The organism is Haloparvum sedimenti (assembly GCF_001462205.1).
In the GTDB taxonomy this organism is placed as follows: Archaea; Halobacteriota; Halobacteria; order Halobacteriales; family Haloferacaceae; genus Haloparvum; species Haloparvum sedimenti.
Genome location: NZ_LKIR01000105.1, coordinates 1 through 9017, shown reverse-complemented (window position 1 = coordinate 9017; position 9017 = coordinate 1). Strand labels below are relative to the sequence as shown.

Here is a 9017-nt window from a genome sequence, read left to right as displayed (position 1 = left end):
CGCGCCCGGCCCGATCTTCGCCAACGTCGTCCTCGCCGACGAGATAAACCGCGCCCCGCCGAAGACGCAGGCCGCGCTGCTGGAGGCGATGGAGGAGGGACAGGTGACGGTCGACGGCGAGACCCATCAGCTGCCGGAGCCCTTCTACGTGATCGCGACGCAGAACCCCGTCGAGAGCGAGGGGGCGTTTCCGCTCCCCGAGGCGCAACTCGACCGCTTCGTGGTCAAAAGCTCCATCGGCTATCCCGACGCAGACGGCGAGATCGAGCTCCTCCGGAGGCGGGCCGGCCGGGTCGAGCAGAGCCCCGCCGTCGATCGCGTGCTCGACGAGACCTCGGTGCTGGAACTCCGCGAGACGCCCGAGACCGTCCGAATTGACGACGACCTGCTGGAGTACGTCGCCGATCTCGCGCGAGCGACCCGCGAGGACCGCCGGGTCGAGGTCGGCGTCTCCCCGCGCGGCACCCAGCGCCTGTTCGAGGCGACCCGCGCGCAGGCGGTCATCCGCGGCCGGGAGTTCGTCACTCCCGACGACGTAAAGACCGTCGCCGAGCCGGTGCTGGCCCACCGCCTCGTGCTCACGCCGGACGCCACGGTCGACGCCATCCCCAAGCGAAAGGTGATCCGCGAGGTGCTCGAGCGGGTCCCGGTTCCGACGATCGCTGAGGAAACGGAGGCCTGAGCGGCGGTCCCCGTCGATGTCGGCCGGGCACGGGCGACACCACGCTCATCGAAACGCGGTGACGACCGCGACTGCACCCAGAAGCAAAAACACGAGCGCCGCGACCGGCTGGCCGCCCGTCGCGGCGACGTAGGTTCCGTACGCGACCCCCCCGGTCAGCAGGCCGACGAGCGCGTTCGTGCCGGCGTGAACGAACTGGTTGCGCCGCGAGCGCGCGTCGCGGCCGACGTGCTCGCCGAGCGAGAGCGCGTGGTCGGCCGCGTCCCACGCCAGCGTCAGCGCGACCGCCGCGGCGACGAGCGGCGCGGGGTCCGCCCCGGAGAGCCCCGCGACGACGAACCCGGCGACGTAGAGAGCCACGCTCCACGTCAGCGCGCGTCGCGAGGCGCGGACCAGGCCGACGACGAGCGCCAGCAGGCCGACCGTCGCCACGAGCGCCCCCTGCGCGCTGGCGGCGGCGCAGGCCAGCACCGACAAAAGCGCGAATACCGTCCCGGCGACCACCGAAGCCATCGGTGGCCGGCGGTCGATCTCGGTCATCCGTCCCACCGCCTGCTCGCGCCCGCGACCGCCTTCGGGAACGACTCGTCGCCCCACTCCACAACTCGGATCCCGCGCCCGCGGAGGTCCCTGACGCGCCCGTCCCGCTCGAACCGGGCGATCGTCGCGCCCACGGTCCGGTCCGAGGTCGGGTCCGGCGAGACCACCGTCACGAGGTGGCCGTGCGCGTCCAGCCGCTTGGCGACTCGCACGGGGTACCGGTCGGCCAGCGGCGAGAACAGGATCACCTGTGCGTCCGCAGGGAGCCGGCGTCGGAGCCGCCGAAGCCAGACCGAGGCGTAGAAGACGCCGTCGTCGTCGGCAGGCGTCGGCGCCAGGGCGGGGTGGGTCGCCAGCAGCTCCCGCGCTCGCACCGCGTGATCGGTGCCCGCGCCCGGCGGGAGCCAGCAGTCCCGCCGCGAGACCGCCGCGATGCCCGCGCGGTCGCCGCCGTTCTGTAACGCCGTGAACGTCATCCCGGCCGCCTCGACGCTCCGCTCGACCGCGTTCTCCGCCTCCGGCTCCGGCGCGACGTACGCCTCCTCGCGGGCGTCGACCAGCAGGACGACCGTCGCGGCGCGCTCCTCGCGCAGCTCCAGCGTCGCCAGCTCGCCCGTCCGCGCGCGCCGGTTCCAGTCGATCCGCCGGAGCGGGTCGCCCTTCCGATACTCGCGCGTGGCGTAGAACTCCACGCCGGAGCCGCCGACGTCGGTGGGAACGCGCCCGTGGTACTGCGTCGTCAGCCCGCGCAGCGGGAGGTCCGCCCCGGCGTCGAGCGTCGGCGCGCATCGCAGCGTCGTCGTCGCCTCGATCCGGGTCTCCCGCTCCCGCGCGCCCGCCGGCGACCGCGTCACCGCGCGAAGCGGTTTCCAGTCGTGTGACCCCCGGACCGCGCGCACCCGGTACGAGAGCGTCGCACTCGCGCCGGGCCGGAGTGCGGTCGCGAGCCGCGCAGGCGCGTCGACGACTTCCAGCGCCGGCGGGACGCCGTCGACCAGTCGGAGGTCCGCGAGCGTCGCCGTGCCCTCGTTCGTGACCCGCACCGTGATCCGGACCTCGTCGCCCGGTTCGGGCGAAGTCTCGTCGAGGCTCCGGCTCACCGCGAGACGCGCGGGCGGCGCGTCGCCGTAGCGCGCGTAGATGGCGTACCCGACGCCGACGGCGCCCGCGAGCACCAGCGAGGCTTGTCTGGCGATCACGCCCGCCGCGATCACTAGCAGCGTGACCCCCGCGATCCCCTCCCACCGGTTCGTCGCGAAGGGGGAGTACGGGGAGACGGGGTCCGCACGATCGTCTCCCCCCTCGGTTGCGGCGTCGACGTCGGCGCCCGCGCTCACGAGCCGTCCCCCTCCTCACGGAGCGCCGTCACGGTCCGGTCGACGCCGTGTCGGAAGAGCGAGCCGCCACGCAGCCGTACCCGGACGCGCGTCCGGAACGGATACCCCAGCGACGGCGCGAGGAACGCGGCCGCCGCGGCGTCGTCGGTCCAGGACCCGTCCGCGAGCGCAGCCTCCGCCTCGGCGGGCGTGTAGCCGCGGGTCGCGACGAGCCGGTCCGCCGCGGCCTCCCGAAGCCGCTCGCGGAGGCGGTTGCGGAACCGCGAACCGCCGCGGCTCCGCGGGTCGACGCGGCGGAGCCAGTCGTCCACCTCCGCGCCCGGCACGTCGACGACGTAGCGCTCCTCGGGGTCGCCTAAGTCGAGCGAGACGTACTCTGTCCGGCGGCGAGCGCTTACATATCGGATCCCCTGGACGGCCGCGAGCACGCCGACCAGCGTGACGAACGCGTAGCTGAAGTCGAACAGGCCGGCGATCCCGCGCTGAAACACGGAAAGAAAGCCGGCCAGCAGGGCGGCGACGCCGACCGCCTCGGCCGCCCTCATCGATCCGCCCTCCGGCTCCCGTCGGCGTCCGCGTACGCCGCCTCGATCCGCCGGAGCGCCTCGACCGCTCGCCGCTCCCGCTCCTCCGTGGGGGCGGCGCCGCCGTAGCGTACTTCCTCAAACAGCGCCGTCAGCGCCTCGGCGTCGTCGCGGTCGACGCCCGCCACGACCGCCGCGTCGGCGAACTCCGCAGGCGTCGTGGACTGCGGATTGTCGACCTCCAGCGCGTCAGTCATTTCGCGCCACGCCCGGAACACTTCGTTGTCCACGTCCGCGTCCGCCTCGATCCGGTCGGCGGCCGCCCCCGCGGATCGGCCGAGCGCCGCAACCTCCGGCGGCTCCTCGGGGTCGTCCTCCCCGGGCCCGCCCGCCGCGTCGGCCTCGTCGTCGCGGCCCGCCGTGATCAGGAGGACCGCGCTGGCGACGACCGCGACGACGAGCAGCACCGCGAACAGCGCGGTCGGCGTCGAGACCGTCTCGCCGGCGCCGCCGAGCCCGGCTGACCCGCCGGCTCGCCCGAAAAGCCCGCCTTCCGTCTGATTGCCGAGCCCGAGTCGCAGGTCCCGGTCCAGCGCCTCGGGGGACGAGCAGAAGGCGAAGACGTACCACAGCAAGCTGATCGGCAGGAACAGCGCGCCGGCGACCATCACGCCCGCGAACGGCGACCCCGTGTCGCGGTAGGTCAGCCCGAAGAAGAGGGCGAAAAGCAGCCCCAGCCCGGCCAGCGCCGGCGGCGACCGGAGCCACGGGACGCAGTCGAAAAGCGGGGCGATCTGCGTCGACGCGGCGGGGGCGTCCTCGCCCAGCGAGTCGGGGTCGTCCGGTCCCACGCCCGTCGACTCGCCGCCGCCGCCACCGAAGCCGCCGCCGTCGGGTTCGACGGCAGTGTCGATGGTGGCCGCGGCGACGCCGAGCGCCGCGAGCGCGAGGAGGGCGACCGCGATCGCGGCGACGGCGTCGCGTTGCACGTTCGCTCGGTGACAGTTCAGGCAGGAATACTTTTCGGAGAATTTCTCGGAGGAACGTCGTCCGATCGAAACACTGCGGCGGGATTCGACCGAACACGCCATCCGCGTCAAAAAATGTCAGTCAGAGATGAAGTATCAGTCGCTCGGAACGGACGGAAAGGCTATGTCCTCCGAGCGTGCTATCTGTTCACATGAGCATCTCTCCCGCCGACGTGACGTTTCGCGTCGCGGACCCGGACCCGGCCGCAGCGGAGTGTACGGACCTCACCTGTTCGACCGCCGCCGAGCTTCTGGATCCGGCCGTCGTCGTGGGCACCGTTCTCGCGTCGGTCCTCGCGCTCGTGGCGTTCGCGTACCTTCGCGACGCCAGAGGACGCTGCCGCGAGGAGTGTCGGCGCGTCGCGGACGAACAGGACGCCTTCGAGGAATTCGCCGCTCAGCTCCGCGACCTTCCGGCGGGACGCCCGACCGGTATGGGACCGTCCGCCTCGCCGCGTGGACTCCCGGCCGGCGCCGCGAGTGCGGTCCCGGCGACCGGTCGCGACCCGACGCTGGACCGCGTAAAGCGCGCCTATCGCGAGACCGTGATGAGCGTCCCCCACTACGAGGAGGAGTACGACGACGACTTCCACGCGAGCGTCGCCGCGGAGCTCGGTGACGACGCGGCGGCGGCGCTGATCGCGAGCGACGGACTCACGCCGGACCTCCGGGAGGGCCTCACGACCCGCACCCGTGAGGCGGTCCGCCGGCGCGAGAACCTGACCGACGCGCTCGATGCCGAGCGGGACCGCCTCGACGACGCCGAGACGCGATTGGCGCGGATCGACCGCGAACGACGGGCGCTCGCCGAGCACCTCGACGGTCGCGTCGCGAACAGCTTCGACGCCTGCGCCGACGTCTGGCGACGCCTCGACGAGCTCGAACAGCGCTGTGCGGCGGTAGCAAGCGACCGGCAGGCCGAGATCAGGGACCCCCCGCTCGACCGTCCCGAAACGTCGCCCTCCTTCTACCGGTACCTCTACGGTCGGGACCCGAACACAGACCATCCGGTGCTGGCCGAGGTGGCCGCGCTCGTGAGCCGGATCCGCGCCGACCGTGAGCGTGTCGAAAAGCGGATCGCGAACGCGCAGTGACGGTTTGGGGAGCTCGGATCAGCGGTTGCCGGTCGCGTCGTCGCTGCCCTTCCCGCCCTCGCTATCCGCCTCACCCTCGCCGTCTTCACGGTCGGTCTGACCCTCGTCCGCGTCCGCGCGGCGAACGACCACCGTCTCGACCCGCATCCCGTCCACGTCAGTCACCTCGACCGTGTGGCCGTCGACCGTGACCGCGTCGCCGTCCTCCGGCGGCCGTCCGAGCTGGTCGGCGACGAGGCCACCGATCGTGTCGATCCCGGGCCACTCCGCGTCGAGCGCGGTCCCGAGCTCCTCGTCCAGCTCCGCGAGCCGGACGGCGCCGCCGACGGCTAAGCTCCCGTCCTCGCGCCGATCGATGGCGGGCTCCGTCGTCACGGCGTCGAACTCGTCGCGGATGTCGCCGACGATCACCTCGACGAGGTCCTCGATCGTGACGATCCCCTCGAAGGCGCCCCACTCGTCGATGACCGCCGCCATCTGCGTCCGGCGCTTCTGGAGGTCGGCCAGCAGGTCGGCCACGCTCGTCGTCTCCGGGACCGCGTGGAGGTCACGCGCGAGGTCGCCCGCGGTTACAGCGGGCTCTCCCTCGCCGTCGGCCTCGGCAGCCGCGGCGTCGATCCCGGCTCGGATCACGTCCTTCGCGTCGACCACGCCGGCGACGCGGTCGGGATCGTCCGCGGCGACGACCGGGTAGCGCGTGTGACCGGCGTCGACGATGACCGCCCGCAGCTCCGACAGCGGCAGGTCCGTCGTCACCGTCCGCACGTCCGGCCGAGGGACCATCGCCTCGCGGACGCTCACGTCGTCCAGTTCGAAGACGCTCTCGACCATCTCCACCTCCGCGCCCGCGACGTGGCCCTCCTCGCCGGCGCGTGCGAGCGCCATGCGGAGCTCCTCCTCGGTGAGCGTCTCGTCCGTCTCCGAGGCGGGAGGGACGCCGAGCGCGCGCGTGAACGCGTTCGCGGTGCCGTTGAACACCACGAGTCCCGGGTAGAACAGGAAGTGGCAGACGCGCATCGGCGCCGCGACCAGCAGCGCGATGCGCTCCGCCTGCGCGATGGCGATCGTCTTGGGCGCCAATTCCCCGAAGACCACGTGGAGGAACGTAATGACCGAGAACCCGACCGCGAACGCGACCAGGTGGACGAGACTCTGGGGGAGGAACCCGCCGAGAACGGGCTCGATAAGGGCCGCGACCGCGGGTTCGCCGATCCACCCCAGTCCGAGCGAGGCGAGCGTGATCCCCAGTTGGGTGACCGCGAGGTAGTCGTCGAGGCTGTCCATCGCCGCGTCGAGCGTCTCGGCGCCGGGCTTGCCGGCGTCGACCATCGACTCGACCGCGGTCGCGCGAACGCGGACGTACGCGAACTCCGCGGCGACGAAGAAGCCGTTCAGCGCGACCAGAAACAGCGCGAGGAGGACTCACCCCGCGGAGATGGCGAGGTCTACCACCGCTGCCCTCCGACGCGACGGGATGGAACACGTAACGAGCGCATATCAGCCATACCAGACAAGTCTACTCCCCCGGTACTAAAACGCTCCCGTGGGGTTACTGGACCCCCCGTCCGGACGCCCAGACTGTCGACCCCGGGGGGTATCGAGGGGTATTGCGGGTCGATGGAAACGCTTGAGTGAAAACGGGGCGTAGTCGGGCTGTGTCCGGGGAATGGGACACGGTTTCAGACGAACCCTTGTGGGGTTGAAGCCGTGATCTGTGTGGTGCCGCCCTGCGTTTCGAGCAGTTTCAGACGAACCCTTGTGGGGTTGAAGCACAACCACGGCACGGTCGCGGCGGGCGAGACCATCGTTTCAGACGAACCCTTGTGGGGTTGAAGCGTAATACCCGCGTTCGCGGGCGTTCGCTACCTCGGTTTCAGACGAACCCTTGTGGGGTTGAAGCGACTTGAGCGCGGACGTACTCGCGGACCACCGCGAGTTTCAGACGAACCCTTGTGGGGTTGAAGCCGCCGCTCCGCGCTCCGCCGCCCGATCGCCGGCGCGTTTCAGACGAACCCTTGTGGGGTTGAAGCGATGGGCACGCCTTCATTTTGGACCAGGGACGCGTTTCAGACGAACCCTTGTGGGGTTGAAGCACGCCGCAGGGCATCACGAACCACGAACCGAACTGCGTTTCAGACGAACCCTTGTGGGGTTGAAGCTGGTTCGGGACCGACTCGCGCTGGCAGACTGGCCCTGTTTCAGACGAACCCTTGTGGGGTTGAAGCGCTCGCCTCGTTCTCCGGGTCCAGCAGTTCGTGCAGCGTTTCAGACGAACCCTTGTGGGGTTGAAGCCGTCTCCGCGTCGGTCGAGGGCGGCGTCAGCAGCGGGTTTCAGACGAACCCTTGTGGGGTTGAAGCCGTCGACACGGTAACGGCGGACCCCGACCCCGAAGTTTCAGACGAACCCTTGTGGGGTTGAAGCGGCCGCGAACTGGCTGCGGAGGTTGGCGGCCCACTGGTTTCAGACGAACCCTTGTGGGGTTGAAGCCAGCTGCAAGACCAGACGGGGCGGTTCCAACCCGAGTTTCAGACGAACCCTTGTGGGGTTGAAGCGCGGGCGCGAAGCGGTCCGCAGGGGGCGACCGCTGTTTCAGACGAACCCTTGTGGGGTTGAAGCCGGTCGGCGGTCCGCTTGAGCGTTACCAGTACGGAGCGTTTCAGACGAACCCTTGTGGGGTTGAAGCGCGGCCGGTCGGCGGCGAGGATGGCGTTGGCGGCGGTTTCAGACGAACCCTTGTGGGGTTGAAGCCGCGACCACGCTCCCGTCGCGGACGGCGCTCACGAGTTTCAGACGAACCCTTGTGGGGTTGAAGCGACCGCTAAGTCCCACATCTGCTGTCGGGCATAGAGTTTCAGACGAACCCTTGTGGGGTTGAAGCACTCCCCCCCCCATGCGCCGTACAAGGGCGCCTGCGTTTCAGACGAACCCTTGTGGGGTTGAAGCGCGCTCGACGAGCTGACGCGCGCGGACTGGGACCGTTTCAGACGAACCCTTGTGGGGTTGAAGCACTCCCGCGGCGGAGGTGGCGTGATGGACGCCGCGGTTTCAGACGAACCCTTGTGGGGTTGAAGCGAGATCCTCGCCAGCCCGCTCCGCGAAGGCCTCCGGTTTCAGACGAACCCTTGTGGGGTTGAAGCGCGGCACCGACGACGCGACGCAGGACACGATCGAGTTTCAGACGAACCCTTGTGGGGTTGAAGCATCACCCAGTGGCTACACTGGTCGTATGTCAATAGTGTTTCAGACGAACCCTTGTGGGGTTGAAGCGCTGGGATTGTGGATCAGCCGGAAGAGCAGTTCGAAGTTTCAGACGAACCCTTGTGGGGTTGAAGCGGACGCGGCCGCGCCGGCGAGTACGGCACCGCGCGTTTCAGACGAACCCTTGTGGGGTTGAAGCAGCAAGTGGTCGAACGACTCGCTGTTCGAGTTGAGTTTCAGACGAACCCTTGTGGGGTTGAAGCAAACGCAGGTCAGCACGACGCCGTGGGAGATCCGCGTTTCAGACGAACCCTTGTGGGGTTGAAGCGCGTGGCCCGTCTGACACGCCTCGGTCACGCACAGTTTCAGACGAACCCTTGTGGGGTTGAAGCTGTGCCTGTTGCTGTTGGAGCTCCTCCTGGGACGGGTTTCAGACGAACCCTTGTGGGGTTGAAGCCGAGTTTATCCGTGTCCGCGCCCTCGTAGGAAACCTGTTTCAGACGAACCCTTGTGGGGTTGAAGGGCTGTGTTGAATCGCCATACAGCAGCGAGTTAGGCCGCTAAATCAAAGGAGTTGAAGCGAGAGAATGCGGTTGTCTATGACGCAAATCTC

The 9017-nt window shown here is 69.8% G+C and carries 7 protein-coding genes and 1 CRISPR repeat array; of the genes, 2 read left to right on the top strand and 5 right to left on the bottom strand.

What is annotated here, in order from left to right:
• The coding region (locus tag AN233_RS06170) for an AAA family ATPase (RefSeq protein WP_245626028.1) at positions 1-682 on the top strand (682 nt) is incomplete at its 5' end.
• Positions 683-727: 45 nt separating this feature from the next.
• Here the strand turns inward: AN233_RS06170 and AN233_RS06165 are convergent.
• The 4 genes from AN233_RS06165 to AN233_RS06150 are packed head-to-tail and all read right to left on the bottom strand — an operon-like array spanning position 728 to position 4072.
• Positions 728-1222: a DUF7519 family protein gene (locus tag AN233_RS06165; RefSeq protein ID WP_058365955.1), complete on the bottom strand. Its 495-nt coding sequence runs from the start codon at positions 1220-1222 to the stop codon at positions 728-730.
• Positions 1219-2559, bottom strand: coding sequence for a DUF58 domain-containing protein (locus AN233_RS06160; RefSeq protein WP_058365938.1), 1341 nt, complete (start codon positions 2557-2559; stop codon positions 1219-1221). Before AN233_RS06160 ends, AN233_RS06165 begins: the two co-directional genes overlap by 4 nt.
• Positions 2556-3104 (bottom strand): DUF7269 family protein, encoded by a 549-nt coding sequence (locus AN233_RS06155; protein WP_080508386.1) that lies wholly within the window; start codon positions 3102-3104, stop codon positions 2556-2558. The genes AN233_RS06160 and AN233_RS06155 overlap by 4 nt, the downstream gene beginning before the upstream one ends.
• On the bottom strand, positions 3101-4072 hold the full coding sequence (locus AN233_RS06150; protein WP_058365937.1) for a DUF4129 domain-containing protein: 972 nt from the start codon (positions 4070-4072) through the stop codon (positions 3101-3103). Before AN233_RS06150 ends, AN233_RS06155 begins: the two co-directional genes overlap by 4 nt.
• 191 nt (positions 4073-4263) lie before the next feature.
• Between AN233_RS06150 and AN233_RS06145 the strand changes: the two genes are divergently transcribed.
• On the top strand, positions 4264-5205 hold the full coding sequence (locus AN233_RS06145; protein WP_058365936.1) for a DUF7260 family protein: 942 nt from the start codon (positions 4264-4266) through the stop codon (positions 5203-5205).
• Between the two features lie 18 nt (positions 5206-5223).
• Here the strand turns inward: AN233_RS06145 and AN233_RS06140 are convergent, their stop codons facing one another.
• Positions 5224-6615 (bottom strand): hemolysin family protein, encoded by a 1392-nt coding sequence (locus AN233_RS06140; protein ID WP_245626029.1) that lies wholly within the window; start codon positions 6613-6615, stop codon positions 5224-5226.
• Positions 6616-6881: 266 nt separating this feature from the next.
• Positions 6882-8927: a CRISPR direct-repeat array (repeat unit 30 nt; unit sequence GTTTCAGACGAACCCTTGTGGGGTTGAAGC).
• Positions 8928-9017 lie beyond the last annotated feature (90 nt).

Excerpts from the sequence above, each read along its gene's own strand:
- AN233_RS06165 (WP_058365955.1), bottom strand. The coding sequence starts at position 1,222 with ATGACCGAGATCGACCGCCGGCCACCGATGGCTTCGGTGGTCGCCGGG.
- AN233_RS06155 (WP_080508386.1), bottom strand. The coding sequence starts at position 3,104 with ATGAGGGCGGCCGAGGCGGTCGGCGTCGCCGCCCTGCTGGCCGGCTTT.
- AN233_RS06145 (WP_058365936.1), top strand. The coding sequence starts at position 4,264 with ATGAGCATCTCTCCCGCCGACGTGACGTTTCGCGTCGCGGACCCGGAC.